The 17,080-nt window shown below is 61.5% G+C and carries 17 protein-coding genes; 7 read left to right on the top strand and 10 right to left on the bottom strand.

The window, feature by feature from the left end; translation table 11 throughout:
- Positions 1-123 precede the first annotated feature (123 nt).
- A complete protein-coding gene (locus ACP7CZ_RS08085) occupies positions 124-1,029 on the bottom strand; it encodes a TauD/TfdA dioxygenase family protein (RefSeq protein ID WP_054896682.1) in 906 nt (301 codons plus the stop codon).
- 184 nt (positions 1,030-1,213) lie between these two features.
- On the opposite strand from ACP7CZ_RS08085, the gene ACP7CZ_RS08080 reads away from it, so the two are divergent.
- Positions 1,214-2,134: a LysR family transcriptional regulator gene (locus ACP7CZ_RS08080; RefSeq protein ID WP_003187586.1), complete on the top strand. Its 921-nt coding sequence runs from the start codon at positions 1,214-1,216 to the stop codon at positions 2,132-2,134.
- A 103-nt stretch (positions 2,135-2,237) separates the two neighbouring features.
- Here ACP7CZ_RS08080 and ACP7CZ_RS08075 read toward each other — a convergent pair whose 3' ends face one another.
- A complete protein-coding gene (locus tag ACP7CZ_RS08075) occupies positions 2,238-3,239 on the bottom strand; it encodes an ABC transporter substrate-binding protein (protein WP_072445744.1) in 1,002 nt (333 codons plus the stop codon).
- Between the two features lie 279 nt (positions 3,240-3,518).
- On the opposite strand from ACP7CZ_RS08075, the gene ACP7CZ_RS08070 reads away from it, so the two are divergent.
- On the top strand, positions 3,519-5,117 hold the full coding sequence (locus ACP7CZ_RS08070) for an ABC transporter permease (RefSeq protein ID WP_294173081.1): 1,599 nt from the start codon (positions 3,519-3,521) through the stop codon (positions 5,115-5,117).
- The gene (locus ACP7CZ_RS08065; RefSeq protein WP_054920341.1) at positions 5,114-5,929 is read left to right on the top strand and encodes an ABC transporter ATP-binding protein; all 816 of its coding nucleotides are present in this window, start codon (positions 5,114-5,116) and stop codon (positions 5,927-5,929) included. Before ACP7CZ_RS08070 ends, ACP7CZ_RS08065 begins: the two co-directional genes overlap by 4 nt.
- Here the strand turns inward: ACP7CZ_RS08065 and ACP7CZ_RS08060 are convergent.
- Positions 5,916-6,986 carry a fatty acid desaturase gene (locus ACP7CZ_RS08060; RefSeq protein ID WP_054920343.1) on the bottom strand — a complete coding sequence of 357 codons (1,071 nt, stop codon included), beginning with the start codon at positions 6,984-6,986 and terminating at the stop codon, positions 5,916-5,918. The two genes, ACP7CZ_RS08065 and ACP7CZ_RS08060, sit on opposite strands and share 14 nt — an antisense overlap.
- Before the next feature lie 101 nt (positions 6,987-7,087).
- On the opposite strand from ACP7CZ_RS08060, the gene ACP7CZ_RS08055 reads away from it, so the two are divergent.
- From ACP7CZ_RS08055 to uraH, 3 genes are all read left to right on the top strand, one after another.
- Positions 7,088-8,092 carry an AraC family transcriptional regulator gene (locus tag ACP7CZ_RS08055; RefSeq protein ID WP_054896687.1) on the top strand — a complete coding sequence of 335 codons (1,005 nt, stop codon included), beginning with the start codon at positions 7,088-7,090 and terminating at the stop codon, positions 8,090-8,092.
- 195 nt (positions 8,093-8,287) lie between these two features.
- Positions 8,288-8,761 (top strand): GlcG/HbpS family heme-binding protein, encoded by a 474-nt coding sequence (locus ACP7CZ_RS08050; protein WP_034125453.1) that lies wholly within the window; start codon positions 8,288-8,290, stop codon positions 8,759-8,761.
- Between the two features lie 27 nt (positions 8,762-8,788).
- Positions 8,789-9,199 carry a hydroxyisourate hydrolase gene (gene uraH / locus ACP7CZ_RS08045; protein ID WP_014716425.1) on the top strand — a complete coding sequence of 137 codons (411 nt, stop codon included), beginning with the start codon at positions 8,789-8,791 and terminating at the stop codon, positions 9,197-9,199.
- Here uraH and ACP7CZ_RS08040 read toward each other — a convergent pair.
- Positions 9,194-9,880 carry a Crp/Fnr family transcriptional regulator gene (locus ACP7CZ_RS08040; protein ID WP_181124499.1) on the bottom strand — a complete coding sequence of 229 codons (687 nt, stop codon included), beginning with the start codon at positions 9,878-9,880 and terminating at the stop codon, positions 9,194-9,196. The two genes, uraH and ACP7CZ_RS08040, sit on opposite strands and share 6 nt — an antisense overlap.
- Before the next feature lie 83 nt (positions 9,881-9,963).
- On the opposite strand from ACP7CZ_RS08040, the gene ACP7CZ_RS08035 reads away from it, so the two are divergent.
- Positions 9,964-10,533, top strand: a complete 570-nt coding sequence (locus tag ACP7CZ_RS08035; protein ID WP_054896689.1) for a DUF962 domain-containing protein — start codon at positions 9,964-9,966, stop codon at positions 10,531-10,533.
- Between the two features lie 56 nt (positions 10,534-10,589).
- Here ACP7CZ_RS08035 and ACP7CZ_RS08030 read toward each other — a convergent pair whose 3' ends face one another.
- The 6 genes from ACP7CZ_RS08030 to dibA all read right to left on the bottom strand — a co-directional run bounded on the left by ACP7CZ_RS08030 (position 10,590) and on the right by dibA (position 16,932).
- A complete protein-coding gene (locus tag ACP7CZ_RS08030) occupies positions 10,590-11,558 on the bottom strand; it encodes a sulfate/molybdate ABC transporter ATP-binding protein (protein WP_034125451.1) in 969 nt (322 codons plus the stop codon).
- A 3-nt stretch (positions 11,559-11,561) separates the two neighbouring features.
- Positions 11,562-12,434, bottom strand: coding sequence for a sulfate ABC transporter permease subunit CysW (cysW, locus tag ACP7CZ_RS08025; protein WP_054896816.1), 873 nt, complete (start codon positions 12,432-12,434; stop codon positions 11,562-11,564).
- A gap of 13 nt (positions 12,435-12,447) precedes the next feature.
- Positions 12,448-13,266, bottom strand: a complete 819-nt coding sequence (gene cysT, locus ACP7CZ_RS08020) for a sulfate ABC transporter permease subunit CysT (protein WP_032894195.1) — start codon at positions 13,264-13,266, stop codon at positions 12,448-12,450.
- Positions 13,267-13,460: 194 nt separating this feature from the next.
- Entirely contained in the window at positions 13,461-14,471 is a 1,011-nt protein-coding gene (locus ACP7CZ_RS08015) for a sulfate ABC transporter substrate-binding protein (protein WP_014716420.1), read from the bottom strand.
- A gap of 64 nt (positions 14,472-14,535) precedes the next feature.
- Complete coding sequence (gene oscA / locus ACP7CZ_RS08010; protein ID WP_003170956.1) at positions 14,536-14,718, bottom strand: sulfur starvation response protein OscA; 183 nt, start codon at positions 14,716-14,718, stop codon at positions 14,536-14,538.
- Between the two features lie 297 nt (positions 14,719-15,015).
- On the bottom strand, positions 15,016-16,932 hold the full coding sequence (gene dibA / locus ACP7CZ_RS08005) for a phosphodiesterase DibA (protein WP_197900289.1): 1,917 nt from the start codon (positions 16,930-16,932) through the stop codon (positions 15,016-15,018).
- Positions 16,933-17,080 lie beyond the last annotated feature (148 nt).

Raw genomic sequence — 17,080 nt, 5'->3', positions numbered from 1 at the left:
ACACCACAAATCCAAATGTGGAGCGGGCTTGCTCGCGAATGCGCAGCGTCAGTCGACGTATTCATCAACTGACCCACTGCATTCGCGAGCAAGCCCGCTCCCATATTTTTATCCTCACCCGGCTTAAAGACCTTTAGTGGTTTTGCTTGATTGCCCCTGCACCCCCACCGGCACATCGCCCTTGAGCGTAACCCGGCGCACGATGCGCTCCTGGGTGCCGTAGTCGTCCACCGCGTAATGCTGGGTGGCGCGGTTATCCCAGATCGCCACGTCACCGGTGTTCCAGCGCCAGCGCACGGTGTTTTCCAGGCGGGTGACATGGCCTTGCAGCAGGTTGAACAACTGCGCCGACTCTGCCTGGGAGTAGCCTTTCAGGCGTTTGACGAAGTGCCCCAACAGCAGGGTTTTCTCACCGCTGACCGGATGCACGCGCACCACCGGGTGTTCGGTTTCATACACCGTGGAAGTGAATACTTTGCGGTATTCCTCCAGCTTCTCCACCGCCACATCCGGCTTGCGTGCGGCGTAGTCGTATTCGTTGCTGTGCACCGCCCACAGGTGATCAGCCAGTGCGCGCAGTTCCACACTGAGGTCGTTGTAGGCAGCGGCTGTGTTGGCCCATACGGTGTCGCCGCCGGACACAGGCGCCAGCACCGAACGCAGGATCGAGGCCTTAGGGTAGGCATCGACGAACGTCACGTCGGTGTGCCAGGAATTGGCGCGCTGGCCACGGGTGCCATCCAACTCCATCAGGAACCGCGTGCCGTCTCGTACCGGTACGGTGGGGTGGGCGATCGGCTCGCCGAGCAGGTGAGCAAAGGCTTCCTGGCTCTGGTCATCGAGATGGGTCTGTTCGCGGAAGAAGATCACCTTGTACTGCACCAGCGCCTGCTGGATGGCCTCGACGGTGGCGACATCCAGCTCACCGGACAATTTGATGCCACGGATTTCGGCGCCGATCCGCCCGGCTACCGGGTGAATATCAAGTGGTTGGGCGATGGGTTGAACGGCTAATGCGGCGTTGCTCATTGTGATGACCCTCATGTGCCTGCGAAACGGTGGGGGGACGCTTCCAGCAACGCTCTATCCATATGCAATTTAGGTCTAGCAAATGAATGAATGCTTCGTTGACGGAATAAGAGCTTGCATTTAAAACCTGAGCTTGCTCGGTCGCAAATGCCTTCGACCTATTTTTAAAATGCCGGGAAAGCATATGGATCTTCGCCAACTGCGCTACTTCATCGCCCTCAACGAACACCGCAGTTTCGTGCGCGCCGCGGACGCCATGGGCATCACCCAACCAGCGTTCAGCCGCAGCATCCAGGGGCTGGAACAGGAGTTTGGTTGCGTGCTGGTAGACCGTGGCCACAAGGACTTGCGCCCCACGCCGGAAGGCCAGGTGGTGTTGCAGCACGCCCTAAGCCTGGTGCATGGCGCAGCGCTGCTGAGCAGTGAAGTGACGCGCATGACCAAGCTCGACGCCGGCGACCTGCGCTTCGGCTGCGGCCCGGCGCCAGCCGTGAAACTGGTGCCGGATGCGGTGGCGCGGTTTATCAACGCCCACCCGAAAATCCGTACCACGTTTCAGGTGGATAACTGGGAAACCCTCAGCCGCCGCCTGAGCCGTGAAGAGATCGAATTCTTTATCGCCGACATCCGCCAGTTCGAAGCCGACCCGAATTTCCAGACCCGCGCACTCACCCCCAAACGCGGGGTGTTTTTCTGCCGCCCTGGGCATCCCTTGCTGGCCAAGGACAGCCTGTCCACCAACGATATGTTCGACTACCCGCTGGCGGCGCCGCTGATCTCCCAAGGCATTCGCAAACTGCTGGCGAACCTGAGTGGGCGCATGGATTTTTCACCGAGCATCCAGACCGAGCACTTCCCGGCACTGGTGAGCATCGTGCTGCAAACCAATGCCATCGGCGTCGGCACTGAAGAAGCCTTTGCCGAGGACATTGCCAGGGGGGCGCTGGTGCTGCTGCACTGGCGCAACTTGCCGCAGCACATGGATACCCTGAGCGCACGCTGCGGGATCGTCAGCCGCACGGGGTCGCGGTTGTCGCCGGCGGCGAAGGCGATGATCGAGACATTGGTGGAGGTGGATAGCCAGCAGGTCAGTGTGGCGGTTTGAAGGGCCTCATCGCAGGCAAGCCAGCTCCCACATTGAGCGGTGAACACGTTCAAGTGTGGGAGCTGGCTTGCCTGCGATAGCGATAGCCCAGGCACCGACAAGCTCAGAGCCCCGCCGCCACCAACCCAGGCGCCACCCAATCACTCACCTGAAACGACTTGCGAATCAACTTCTCCCTGGACGCCAAGTCCACCGCATCCTGCAATTTTCCAAGGAACACCGGGTCGAGTGTGGAGGGGAAAACTTCGCTGAGTTTCTGGTCTTTCAAATCATTGGTGAGGATCACCGGCGGGTAACTGGCCAGCCCTGACACCAGTGCGATGTACGCCTGTTTGTTGTTGTCATCGGTCAACCACTGCACCGCTTGCTGCTGGGCCTTGAGCAGCTTGGCCACCGCATCGGGATGTTCATCGACAAACTTGGCGCTGCCCACCAGCACGGCCTGGATGCTGCCGGCATCGCCCAGGTCTTTGGTGGTCAGCGGTATCTCTGCCAAACCTTTGGCCTGCAACGCCGTCAGGGTGGAACCGCCCCAGGTGGCGTCAATCTGCTTGGCCGCCAGGGCGGCAGCGGCCGCGTTGAAGTCCAGGTTGATCACCTTCAGGTCCTTCTCGCTCAAGCCCTGACTGGCCAATGCGCTGTCGAACGACAACTGGCTGGCCGTGCCACGGAACACCGCCACGCGCTTGCCCTTGAGGTCTTGCAGGGTCTTGATGCCGGAGCCCGGCACCACGCCGAGGTAGTGTTTCACTCCCCGTGCAGAGGCGCTGAGCAGCCGCGTGTCCAGGCCATTGGAGCGGCCGATGATCGCTGCCAGGTCGCCCAGATAGGCCAGGTCCACCTGGCCGTTGGCGAACGCTTCATTGATCACCGGGCCGGCGCCCTTGAAGTAATTCCATTGGATCTTGATGCCTTGGTCGGCAAAGGCTTTTTCAAAGATCTGCTGTTCACGCAACACGTCGGTGATGCCACCGCCGCTGTGCTGGCTGCCGGCACTGAGGTCGGGCACCGCGATGCGGATTTCCTTGAGGTCGGCGGCATGCACCAACCCGGCCAGGGCGGTGCCGGCGAACAGGCTGATCAGACGTTTAAAGGGCAGTTTCATAAGCGCAGCTCCTGGTGGGCGACGGTCGCCTGGGGAGCAAAAAGTAGTCACAGACTGAACAAAACTTTAAATACTATAAATTCACAATTTAATAGCTTTTAGAAATATGCAAGTTAACCCGCAGCCTCCAGAGGCATATGCATAAACAGCATCGAAAATATTCTTCGAATGCATTGGATGCGTGGCGGCGTGAGGCTTTAAATGACTTTTCTTATCTCACAATCATCTTGATCATGGTTTTGTAAGATCGAAATCACATAACGCATTCGGAGGTCTTCCATGGCCCGAATTTCACTTCTTAGCCTGCCGCTGGCGGCCCCGCCCAAAGGCATCGCGCCGCGCTGGCCGCAGCTGGGCCAGCGTTTATTGCCGTGGCTGCTGCCGCTCACGCTGTTTGCCTTATGGTGGCTGGCCAGCCGCAATCATTGGATGAGCGAGCAGATTCTGCCCACTCCCGCCCTGGTGTGGAGCAGCGCGGTGGAATTGGCCGGCGGCGAGTTATGGAGCCATCTGGCCATCAGCTTGCAGCGCTTGTTCTGGGGCCTGCTGGCCGGTGTCAGTGGCGGCGCGATACTGGGCGCGTTCCTGGGTTTCAGTGCGCGCGCCGAGCGCTTGGTGTTCCCGACGTTCAGCGCGCTGGCGCAAGTGCCGACCCTCGCCTGGATCCCGCTGTTCATGGTGTTTTTCGGCATTGGCGAAACCCTCAAGCTGGTGGTGCTGGTCAAGGCCATCGTGGTGCCCGTGACCCTGCATACCCTGGTAGGCGTTCGCGACGCCCAGCCCAATCTGCGCGAAGCCGCCCGTGTACTGCGCCTGCCTCGCCACTTGCTGATCCGCCGTCTGGTCCTGCCCGCCGCACTGCCTGCGTTCATGGCCGGTGTACGCCTGGCCCTGGCGGCGGGCTGGACCTCCCTGCTGGCCGTGGAGCTGCTGGCCTCCAGCGAAGGCATCGGTTACCTGATGGTGTGGGCGCGCCAGTTGTTCATGCTCGATATCGTCTTCGTGTGCATCGTGGTCATTGGCGTGCTGGGTGTGGTGATGGACCGCGGCATCGGCTGGCTGGACCGCAAGTGGGTGCACTGGCCCCATCCGGCCACTGCGCAGATTCGACGCGGGCCACGCTACGAAGGCTGGCAGCGCTTGCAACCCTGGCTGTTGCCGCTGCTGCTATTGGCGTTATGGCAAGTAGCGACTCAGCAGGATTGGGTCGATCCAAACATTCTGGTCAGCCCCTGGGCGGTGCTGCAAACCAGCGTGGCGGGCGTGCTGGATGGCAGCCTGACTACGGCGCTGGGCAAAAGCCTTGGCCGGGCCCTGGGCGGGTTGCTGCTGGGCGGTAGCCTGGGCTTTGCCATGGGCCTGTGGCTGGGGCTGTCGCGGCGCAGTGAGCGGCTACTTGGCCCCACTTTGTCCGCGCTGCGCCAGATCGCGATTTTCGCCTGGGTGCCGCTGCTCACCGCCTGGTTCGGCCTGGGTGAACTGGCCAAGTGGGTGTTTATCGCCCTCGCCGCCTTCTTCCCGTTGTTTATTGCCACCCAGCGCAGCGTGCTCAACTTGTCGCCCCAGCTGCGCGAAGCCGCGCAGGTGCTGCGCCTGAACCTCTGGCAACGCTTGCGCCGCATGGTACTGCCGGGCGCCGCGTCGGGGATTTTCGCCGGCCTGCGCCTGAGCCTGATCTACGCCTGGATGGGCACCCTCGGCGCCGAATATTTCATGCCCTCAGATGGCGGCATCGGCAGCCTGATGATCGGCGCCCAACAGTTGCTGCGCATGGATTTGATCATGAGCGGCATGCTGCTGGTCGGCCTCACCGGCGCCGCTCTGAACCTGATCGGCCAACGCATCGAAACCCGTGCCACCCGCTGGAGACACGCATGAACGCACCGATTGTCAGCTTCAACCACGTGGGTAAGTCCTTCGACGTCGATGGCTTCGAACTGGAAGCCATCCATGAATTCAACCTGGAGGTGGCCGAAGGGGAATTTGTTGCGATTGTCGGCTCCAGTGGATGCGGGAAATCCACACTGCTGCGCTTGCTGGTGGGCTTGGATACGCAGTTTCGCGGCGAGATCCAGGTCGATGGCAAAGCCGTCAGCGGGATCGGCGGCGAGCGCGGCATTGTGTTCCAGGAGCACCGCCTGTTCCCGTGGCTGACCGTGGCGCAAAACATCGGCCTGGGCCTGGTCAACGAGCCCCTGAACGAGGCCGAGCGCAACCGGCGCATCAGCGACTTTATCGAACTGGTGGGCCTCACCGATTTCACTCGCGCCTACCCCCACCAACTCTCCGGCGGCATGGCGCAACGGGTGGCGATTGCCCGCGGCCTGGTGGCCAGCCCGCGCATCCTGTTGCTGGACGAACCCTTCGGCGCCCTGGATGCACTGACGCGCCAGCAGATGCAGGACGAACTGCTGGCGATTCGTGCCCGCGCCAGGATCACCACGGTACTGGTGACCCACGATGTGGAAGAGGCGATTTTCCTCGCCGATCGCGTGGTGGTGATGGAGCCGCGTCCGGGGCGAATCAAGCAGGTCGTCGAGATCGCCCTGCCTCATCCGCGCCAGCGCAGCAGTTTTGAATTCCACCAGCTACGCGAAGAGCTGTTGCACGAATTAACCAGCGACGACCATTACCAACCGCCGGTGCGCGAACAGATCCGCGACCTGCCATTGGCGTTCATTGCTTGCTGAAAGAGAGCTCAGTGCGCGGGTGTTCCTGGGGCTCCAGGCGATTGGCTCGCGCAAACGTGCCCAAATCATTGAAGCGCACCCCCATCTCGGCCATGACCTTGTGCGCCACCTTGGCGGTCATCTGGCGGATGTAGAACGGTTCTTTCACCACAAAGTGATGGATGCCGTGGGTGCTGCCGAAGTTGAAGCAGAACGCCTGCAACGGCCACAGCCACCAAGGGTTCAGCACTTGGGTTTGCTGCATCACATTGCCCAGTTCCACATCGCCGTAGTAATGCATGTTGGAGCTGACAAAGTGCAGGCAGAAGGTGCGCAACACGTTCGGGCCGATGATCACCACCGCAGCGATATCGATCACCTGCATCACCTGCAAGGTACCGGCTGACCACTGAATGGGCGCGCCCATCAAACTGGCAATCCCATTGGCGGCATGAAAGCCCAGGAAGACGTACCACGCGCCCCAATGCAGCAAGGCCAGCGGTGCGTACACCAGCAGCACGCGCTTGAGGATGCTGAACCTGTGCGGCCAGGTCTTGGCGCGCAACAGGCGGATCAAGGCCGACATCATGTTGTCCCCCACCATCAGCAACCGTGCGATGCCCCAGGGTTCGCCATTGGTGATCGCGCGCTCTTCCATGTCGGCTTCGGTGCCCGAGACCTTGTGATGGTTGAGGTGCAGGTGCCGGCGTATCCATGGGTTGATGGTGCTTGGCCGCGCCAGCCATACCAGGCCCATCATCAGGTTGTGGGGCACGCGTTGCTTGCGAAAGTACATGCTGTGGATCAGGTCGTGTTCCAGCTCGTGGGTGAGCGAGGCGAAGAAGGCATTGAGCAGCAGACACACCCACCAGGCCATATGACCGCTGATATAGAGCGCTGCCGAGCCGAACATGCCCAGCAGGGCAAAGGCCAGGATGCCTGCGCCCAGCGCGTCCTGATGCAACAACCAGGGGTGCCGCTGGCGCAAGCGCACGCCTTCGGCCATCACCACCTCGCGGATATGCGCCGAACGCTGTTGTGCGTTCAACGGCTGGGGGCTTGCAGAAGTACCGTCCATGCTTCCATTCTCTTGTGAAGTGATGCCTGCATCCTGCACCCAACCCTAGCGCAGGACGCTAGCCGCGCACGCCAATCTGTTGACCACAAGCGCCAATTGCCATGACCGAACCCACTTCCCTCGCCAGCTGGACCCGTGCCCTGCGCAAGCAGCTCGACGCCCTGGGCCTCGACAGCGCCGCGCTGTGCGCCGAGGCCGGGCTCGACCCGCAGCAGATGGACGACCCCAACGCCCGCTACCGGTTGTCGGCCACCACGCGCCTATGGGCGCTGGCGGTACAGGCCAGTGGCGACCCGGCGATTGGGCTGCGGGTGTCGCGGTTTGTCAGCCCCACCACCTTTCATGCGCTGGGTTACGCATTGGTGGCCAGCGGCAGCTTGCGCGAGGTGTTCGAGCGCATCGTGCGCTATCACCAGGTGGTCAGTGATGCCTTGGACCTGGAGCTGAGCCGCCACGGCGACGTCTACCGTTTTCGCCTGCTCCAACCCCCAGGCAGCCCTGCGCCCGCGCCGGAAGCGATTGATGCCTTTGCGGCGATCTACGTGCGCACGTGTCGCAACCGCCTGGGTCGCGACTATGCGCCGTTGGCCGTTTACCTGCGGCGCCCGGAACCCGCCGACCCCGAGCCGTGGCACAGGGTATTTCGCGCTCCGGTATGGTTTGCCGCCGACGAAGACCGCCTGGAATTCGCCGCCAGCGACTTCGACAGCCATCTGGACGACGCCAACCCGGAGCTGGCCGAACACAACGAAACCGTGCTCAAGCGCACCCTCGCCCAACTGCAACCGCTGACCTGGGAACGCAAGGTGCGCGCCGCCATCGAGGCGCAATTGCCAGACGGCGAGCCAAGCGCCGAACACATTGCTCAAGCGCTGCATTTGAGCCTGCGCAGCTTGCAGCGGCATCTGGCCGATGAAGGGTGTCGGTTTGACGCCTTGCTCAATGAGTGCCGGCAAAACCTGGCGTTATTGCACCTGCGCGACCCGCAGTGCTCATTGGCCGAGATCAGCCATTTGCTGGGGTTTGCCGATACCAGCAGTTTCAATCGTGCGTTCAAGCGCTGGACGGGGATGACGCCGGGGCAGTTTCGCGACGGGTTGCAGTAGGAAGGGCCTCATCGCAGGCAAACCAGCTCCCACAGGGGAATGGGGTTCACATCATGTGGGAGCTGGCTTGCCTGCGATGAGGCCAGTACAAACACCACAAATCCCTGAGTTTGATTACAAACCTGTCATCCAATTGTGCGGCTTTTGTCCGCGTCCGCTGGTTACCGTGACGGCCTGCTTTCTGGAGCCCTCACTATGTACCGCACTGCCTTGTTCCTGAGCCTCGCCGTGGCCACCGTCGCCCAGGCGGCGCCACAATTACCACGCCATGCCGAGCTGGATCTGCACACCGCTCGCCAACTGGCCGACGCCAGCCTGGCCCACTGCACCGCTGCGCTGACCGTACTCGACCGCGGTGGCAACCTGTTGCTGGGCCTGCGCGCTGACGGTGTCGGCCCGCACAACAGCCTCGCCAGCCAACGCAAGGCGTACACGGCGCTGTCGACAAAAACCCCGACCCGGCTGTTTGCCGAACGGGCGCGTAATAACCCCGAAGCCGCCAACCTCAACAGCTTGCCCGAGCTGCTGTTGCTCGGCGGTGGCGTGCCGCTGTTTGCCGACGCCGAACTGGTCGGTGCCCTAGGCATCGCCGGTGCCGGTGGCGCCGCGCAGGATGAAGCCTGCGCCGTACAGGCCGCCGAGCAACTGGGCCTGAAAATCACCCCTTGATTCCACTTCCCTCAAAAGGACTTCGCGATGAAAACCTTGAGCATGACCCTCGCCGCACTGAGCCTGAGCGGCCTGTGCAACCTGGCCCTGGCCGACGGCAACCCCCTGAGCGTGCACGTACTCAACCTGGAAAACGGCCTGCCAAGCGCCGGGGTCAATGTCACCCTTGAACAGCATGTGGGCGATAAGTGGCAGTCGCTGTCTGAAGGTGTGACCAACCAGCAAGGCCGCATCGCCGAGCTGTTCCCGGCCAACCGCAGCATGCAGCCGGGCGAGTACCGCGTGGTGTTCAAGACCGGCGATTACTACAAGAAGGCTAACCGCGAGACGTTTTTCCCTGAGGTACCGGTGATATTCCAGGTCAAGCAGGCCGACCAGCACTACCACATCCCGCTGTTGCTCAGCCCTTACGGTTTCTCTACCTATCGCGGTTCATAGGCCCGCGGCCAGCCGCAGCCCATTGAGGTCGCGTATCTCGATGGCACCGTAACTCAAGCCGATAATGCCCTGTTGCTCCAGCGCCTTGAGCAGACTGTTGATGGTCTGGCGCGACAGGCCCAGCATCGCCGCCAGATCCTCCTGGGGCAGTTGCAGCACGCGGCGCGCATGATCCACTTCGCCGTAGCCTTGGGCAATCATCAGCAACCGATGGGCCAGCCGCTCTGAGGCGGGCATCAGGCTTGTCTGTTCGATATTGATCAACGACAGCCGTAGTTTATGGCTCATCAACAGCGCCATCTCCCGCCAAAACAGCGGATGCTGCTCGAGAATGCCGAGCATCGCCGCCTGCGGCACCTGCAGCAGCCTGCAAGCACCCGTGGCCATGGCATCGTGGGTGCGCGGCAGGTTGTCGAACAGGCAGATCTCGCCGAACCAGTAGGGCGTTTCCACCAGGCTCAACACCGCTTCCTTGCCCTGAGCACTGACCGCACTGATGCGCACCGTGCCTTCCAGCACCGCATACACGCCGCACGGCGGGTCACCGCGCTTGAACAGGTACTGCCCCGCCGTCAGCACACGCAACCGCGCCGCCCCCAGCAGGCTATGCTGCAAGTCTGGCGGCAAATGGCTGAACCAATGACCGCGAGCCAATTGCGCGTGCCATGTCCCTGTGTCCATGCGAACTCCGAAGATTGTCGCCCAGTTGACAGTTAGGCACCGACTGACAGGGCATGATCAAACATCCTACAGGAGGAACAACAATGAAAAGCCTCGTCGACCACCTCAGTCAATACGCCGCGTACCACCGCGACCCACGCAACATCGCCAGCCACTTCATCGGTATTCCGTTGATTGTGGTGGCGGTGGCCGTGCTGCTGTCGCGCCCCGAATGGTCGGTGGGCGGGCTGTGGCTATCACCTGCGGTGCTGTTGGCGCTGTTTTCGGCGTGGTTTTATCTGCGCCTGGAACTGGCCCTGGGCGTGTTGATGACTATGCTGATGGGCTTGTCGGTGTGGGCCGGGCATGTGCTGGCGGCGCAAAGCACGGCGGTGTGGCTGAGCAGCGGCGTGGGGATGTTTGTGGTGGGCTGGGTGATTCAGTTCATCGGGCATTACTACGAAGGCAGGAAGCCTGCGTTTGTGGACGATGTGTCCGGGCTGATCGTGGGGCCGTTGTTTGTGGTGGCGGAGTTGGCGTTTTTGCTGGGGTTGCGGCAGGACCTCAAGCGCCAGATTGAAGAGCGCTCTGGGCCGGTGGCGCGGCGCGGTCTTGATCGGTCCCATGCTCTGCGTGGGAATGCAGGCCAGGACGCTCCGCGTCCAAAAGCGTGACGCAGAGCGTCACCAGAGGCGTTCCCACGCAGAGCGTGGGAACGATCACGTGAGGCTCAGGTTTTGGGTTTGAAGAACAGGGTCTCGCCCCGCGCCAGGCCGGTGAGGCTGTCATGGTCTTTCACCACTTCGGCCTCGATCAATTCACTCTGGCCTTCAACCTTCAAGGTCACGCGAGTGGTCGCGCCCAACGGCCGAATATCCCGCACTTGCGCCGCATGGTGATCTTCCAGTTCATGGCGTGACAGCGACACTTCGTGGGGGCGGAACAGCAGGTGCTTGTCTTCGCCCAAATGCAAGCGGTTGGAGTCACCCAGGAAGTGGTACACAAAATCGCTGGCCGGGTTTTCGTAGACGTCGCCCGGTGAACCGATCTGCTCGATCACGCCCTTGTTCATCACCACGATACGGTCGGCGACTTCCATGGCCTCCTCCTGGTCGTGGGTCACGAAGACCGAGGTCAGGTTGATGTCTTCGTGCAGGCGCGCCAGCCAGCGGCGCAGTTCTTTACGCACCTTGGCGTCGAGGGCGCCGAAGGGTTCGTCGAGCAGCAACACCTTGGGCTCCACCGCCAGGGCGCGGGCCAGGGCGATACGCTGGCGCTGGCCACCGGAGAGTTGTTCCGGGTAACGGTCCGACAACCAATCAAGCTGCACCATGTTCAGCAGCTCGTGAACCTTGCTGGCGATCTGGCTTTCGGTGGGGCGTTGGTTTTTCGGCTTCATGCGCAGGCCGAAAGCGACGTTGTCGAACACGGTCATGTGGCGGAACAGCGCGTAGTGCTGGAACACAAAGCCCACGTTGCGATCACGCACATCGTGGCCGGAGACGTCTTCGCCGTGGAACACAATACTGCCGGTATCCGGGGTTTCCAGGCCGGCAATGATGCGCAGCAGCGTGGTCTTGCCGCAGCCGGACGGGCCCAGCAACGCCACCAGCTCGCCACTCTGGATATCCAGGTTGATGCTGTCCAGGGCCTTGAAGGCATTGAAGTTCTTGCTGACATTACGGACTTCGATCGACATGACTTATTCCTCACCCGCGCTGTTGCGCAGGCGGTTGATTCGGTTCTCGCTCCACTGCTTGAGCAGCAGGATGAAGAGCGCCAGGATCAGCAACAGGCTGGCCACCGCAAACGCGGCAACGTGGTTGTATTCGTTGTAGAGAATCTCGACATGCAGCGGCAGCGTGTTGGTGACGCCGCGAATGTGGCCGGACACCACCGACACTGCGCCGAACTCACCCATGGCTCGCGCCGTACACAGCACCACGCCGTAGATCAGACCCCACTTGATGTTCGGCACGGTGACATGCCAGAACATCTGCCAGCCATTGGCGCCCAGCAGGCGTGCGGCTTCTTCTTCCTGGGTGCCCTGCTCCTGCATCAGCGGGATCAGCTCACGGGCCACGAACGGCACGGTGACGAAGATGGTCGCCAGCACGATGCCCGGCAGGGCGAACACGATCTGGATGTCGTGGTCTTGCAGCCACGGCCCGAAGAAGCCCTGGGCGCCGAACATCAACACGTACACCAGGCCTGCGATCACCGGCGACACCGAGAACGGCAGGTCGATCAGCGTGACCAGGATGCTCTTGCCACGGAACGAGTACTTGCTCACGCACCAGGCGGCGCTGACGCCGAACACCAGGTTGAGCGGCACCGAAATCACCACGGCGATCACCGTGAGTTTCAGCGCCGACAGCGCGTCGGGTTCAAGGATTGCGCTGAAGAACGTGCCGAGGCCGTTTTTCAAGCCCTGGGACACCACCACCAGCAACGGCAGCAGCAGGAACAGCGCGAATACCAGCCAGCCAAGGCCGATCAGGATACGTCGCGAGGTCGCGCTGCCACGGCGGGCGGCGTTGGCCGAGGACGCGGCAGAAATAGACGATTGGGACATGTTCCGCGCCTCCTTATGGACGTTCGATGCGCCGCTGCAACAGGTTGATCAGCAGCAGCAAGACGAAGGACACCACCAGCATCAGCACACCAATGGAGGTGGCGCCGCGGTAGTCGTATTGGTCGAGCTTGACCATGATCAGCAATGGCAGGATTTCGGTTTTCATCGGCATATTGCCGGCGATGAAGATCACCGAACCGTACTCACCCACGCCTCGGGCAAAGGCCAGGGCGAAGCCGGTCAGCCAGGCGGGCAGCAATGCCGGCACTAGGATGTAGCGGAACACTTGCAACGGCTTGGCGCCGAGGCAGGCGGCGGCCTCTTCGATTTCCCGGGGGATATCGGCCAGTACCGGCTGCACCGTGCGCACCACGAAGGGCAACGTGACGAAGGTCAGCGCCAGGGTGATACCCAGGGGGGTGTAGGCGATCTTGAAGCCCAGGTCGGTGGCAAACTGGCCGACCAGGCCGTTGGGCGCGTACAGCGCCGTCAGCGCGATACCGGCGACGGCGGTGGGCAGCGCGAACGGCAGGTCGATCATCGCGTCGATGACCTTGCGCCCGGGGAAGGTGTAGCGCACCAGCACCCAGGCCAGCAAAGTGCCAATCACACCGTTGATGAGTGCGGCGTACAGCGCGGTGCTGAAGCTCAGCTTCAAGGCCGCCAGTACACGAGGTGCGGAAATGATGTTCCAGAACTGATCCCAGGTGAGTTGAGCGGCGTGTACAAACATCGCCGCCAGCGGGATGAGCACGATCAGGCTGAGGTACACGACGGTGTAGCCCAGCGTCAGCCCGAAGCCGGGTATGACGGGGGAGATACGACGCGACATAAGAGTCCTTGGTTAGCGGAACGGATATGCGTACGGCCCACTGTGGCGAGGGAGCTTGCTCCCGCTGGGCTGCGAAGCGGCCCCAGAACCAGGCAACCACGATGTACCGTGAGTACCGGTTTTGGGAGTGCTTCGCACTCCAGCGGGAGCAAGCTCCCTCGCCACAACAAGCCCCGCGCAATAGTCGGTGTTGATTATTGCGCCGTGTAGATCTGGTCGAACACACCACCATCATTGAAGAATTTCGGTTGGGCAGTTTTCCAGCCGCCGAAGTCTTTGTCGATAGTCACCAGGTCCAGTTTCGGGAACTGCTGGGCGTATTTGGCGGCGACTTTTTCATCCCGTGGACGGTAGAAGTTCTTCGCCGCAATCTCCTGGCCCGCCGGGCTGTACAGGTGGTTGAGGTACGCCGTGGCGATCTCGGTGTTGCCCTTTTTCTCGGCGTTCTTGTCGACCACGGCCACAGGCGGTTCTGCCAGGATCGACAGGGACGGCACGACGATGTCGAACTTGTCGGCGCCGCCGTCTTCCTTCAAGGCCAGGAACGCCTCGTTTTCCCACGCCAGCAGCACGTCACCCTGGCCGTTGTTGACGAAGGTAATGGTAGAACCGCGTGCGCCGGTGTCCAGTATCGGCACGTGCTTGAACAGCTCTTTGACGTATTCCTGGGCCTTGGCTTCGCTGCCGCCTGCCTTGAGGCCGTAGGCCCAGGCGGCGAGGAAGTTCCAGCGTGCACCGCCGGAGGTTTTCGGGTTGGGCGTGATCACTGAAACGTCTTTCTTGATCAGGTCGCCCCAGTCCTTGATGCCCTTGGGATTGCCCTTGCGCACCAGGAACACAATGGTGGAGGTGTAGGGCGTGCTGGCGTCCGGCAGGCGGGTCTGCCAGTTCTCCGGCAGGGTCTTGCCCAGCTTGGCGACTTCATCAATGTCACCGGCCAGGGCCAGGGTCACTACGTCGGCGCGCAGGCCGTCAATCACTGCGCGTGCTTGCTTGCCCGAGCCACCGTGGGACTGCTGGATCTTCACGTTGTCGCCGGGGTGGGACTGTTTCCAGAAGCTGGTGAACTCAGCGTTGTAATCCTGGTACAGCTCACGGGTGGGGTCGTACGAGACGTTGAGCAACTCGTAGTCCTTGGCAACGGCGGAACCGGCAAACACGGCACTGGCCAATGCGGCCAAGGCATAACGGCGAATCGACGACATAGAAGCTCCTGAAATTCTTGAGTGTTGGCTTTTCTTGTAATTGCGGGTCTATCGCCGTTCTTGCTCAGCTCGGTTTGTTACCGGGGTTCTGCAGACGGAATTTTTCCTTGCGTTCGATCTGTACCACTTGGGCGTTGTGTACGGTGATTTCCACCGCGCCAAACCGCAGATCGCGCAGGGCGCTCTGGATTTCACGCAAAATGGCTGCTTCGTCCTGGCCGTCAACGCTACGTAGAGATGCGCTCATGGTCTCGCTCCTGAAAATGAGTAGTGCCTGGCAGTGGCGGCACTGCTTGCGGCGTGAGGGCGATAGTAGATAAGCGCGGATATTCTTAAAAATACTATTTAAGAATGTTTATATAACCAGAAAGAATTTTCTGATAGGGCATGGGGTTGCAAGGGTTTCGGCAGAAAAAACGCTCACACACAGGCGCCGCAGAACCCCTGTGGGAGCTGGCTTGCCTGCGAAAGCGGTGGTGCAGTTACAGATACAGTGACTGACACGCCGCCTTCGCGGGCAAGCCCGGCTCCCACATTGGCCGAGTCAGTCCTGACGAATCAGAGGGGCTCGGGTCCAGTCGATTTCATCAGCCGGCATCGGCCGTCCAAACCAGTACCCCTGGCCCATGTCGCATTCCTGATCCAGCAGGAACCGCGCCTGTTCCACCTGCTCGATCCCTTCGGCGTGCACCTGCATGCCCATGCTTTTGGCCAGGGCGATCACCACGCGCACAATCGCGGCGTCGTCTTCGTCCCACGGCAAGCCCGCCACAAAGCCCTGGTCGATCTTGAGCTTCTGCACCGGCAGGCGTTTGAGGCGCAACAACGAGGAATAGCCGGTGCCAAAGTCGTCGATCGCCAGACGCAGGCCCAGTTCGCGCAGGCGGTGCAGTTGCTCCAGTGCGACTTCCGGGTCGTCCATCACTGCGCTCTCGGTGACCTCCAGCTCCAGGAAGGCTGGGTCCAGCCCAGTGGCGTGCAGCACTTGGGCCACTTGCTCATACAGCTCGCGCCGGGCAAACAGGCGGCTGGAGACATTGATTGCGATAAAGCTCAGCGGCGCGCCGTCGGCCAGCCACTGGCACATTTGGCGGCAGGCCTGGTCCATCACCCACGCATCGATCTCGGCAATCAACCCGGTGCGCTCGGCGATGGGGATGAACTCGCCCGGGGGTACCAGGCCGCGCTCCGGGTGCTGCCAGCGCACCAGTGCTTCAACGCCGACCAAACGGCTATCATGCAGGTCGTGCACCGGCTGGTAATAGACGCGCAGCTCATGTTGGTCGAGGGCGCGACGCAGCTCGCCAGCGATTTCCACCCGATGCTGGGCGTGGGCGGTCAGTTCTTCGGTGTACAACGCGTAGCCTTCGCGCCCGGCGCTCTTGGCCTTGAACAACGCGGAATCGGCGTTGCGCAGCAGTTGCTCGGCGCTCAGGGCGTCACTGGGGAACAGGCTGATACCGATACTGGCGCTGATAAACAGCTGGTTGCCGTCAAAAATGAACGGATCCTTCATGGCGTTGAGCATGCGCTGCGCCAAGGCCGCCGCTTGCACCACCTGCGGGCAGCTTTCTGCCAGCACGGCAAATTCGTCGCCCCCCAGGCGCGCCAGGGTAACCCCCGGCCCAAACAGGCCGCTCAGGCGTTCGGCCACCAGTTTGAGCAACTGATCGCCAACGTTATGGCCGAGGCTGTCGTTGATGATCTTGAAGTGGTCCAGGTCCATCAACAGCAGAGCGCAGCCACGCTTATGCACCTGCGCGGAAGCCAGGGCCTGCTCGGCGCGATCGGTGAACAGCAGGCGGTTGGGCAGGTCGGTGAGCGGGTCGTGATGGGCCAGGTGCGCCAATTCGTGCTCGGAGTTCTTCATGGCGCTGATGTCCGAAAACACCGCCACGTAGTGGCTGACCTGGCCCTGGTCGTCGTGAATCACCCGGATGGTTTGCCACTGGGGGTAAACCTCGCCGCTTTTACGGCGGTTCCAGATTTCCCCGCTCCATTCGCCGGTGCTTTCCAGGGCCTGGAACATTTGCTGGTAGAAATGCGCCGAGTGGCGCCCGGACTTGAACAGGCTTGGCCGTTGGCCCATGACGTCTTCGCACTGGTAGCCGGTGATCTCCATGAAAGCGCGGTTAACGTGCACGATCAGCCCTTGGGTATCGGTGACCAGCACCCCTTCGCGGGTGCAATCGAACACCGCAGCGGCCTGGCGCAGGCGCTCGCGGTTCTCTTTCAGGGGTTGTTGCAACGCATGGGCACGGGCAAAACGCCGGCCTATCCAGTAGATGAGCAAGGCGCTGAGGCTGACCCACACATAACCACGCGCTTGCAGCCAACGTCCCAGCTCCAGGGGTTCATCGATAAAGTTGATTAATAGGTAATGGCTGAGCTGGAGCCAAAGGATGGAAACCAGCAGGTACACCAACCCCGCACGTAGGGCACCTCGGTATGAAAACAGCATATGCTTAGTAATCCTTACTAAATAACCAGAATCGCCCTACAAAGGATCAGGATTATAGAGTAGGAAACACTTTGTAAGTCTTATCTGAAACGGTGACTGGTTTTATCTGCAAAGGAAGTGATAATGCGGGTGCTGTTTTTTTCTTTAT

The sequence above is a fragment of the Pseudomonas sp. DWP2-2 genome (genome assembly GCF_049897065.1).
GTDB lineage: Bacteria > Pseudomonadota > Gammaproteobacteria > Pseudomonadales > Pseudomonadaceae > Aquipseudomonas > Aquipseudomonas paracarnis.
This window is presented reverse-complemented; position numbering and strand designations above follow the sequence as displayed.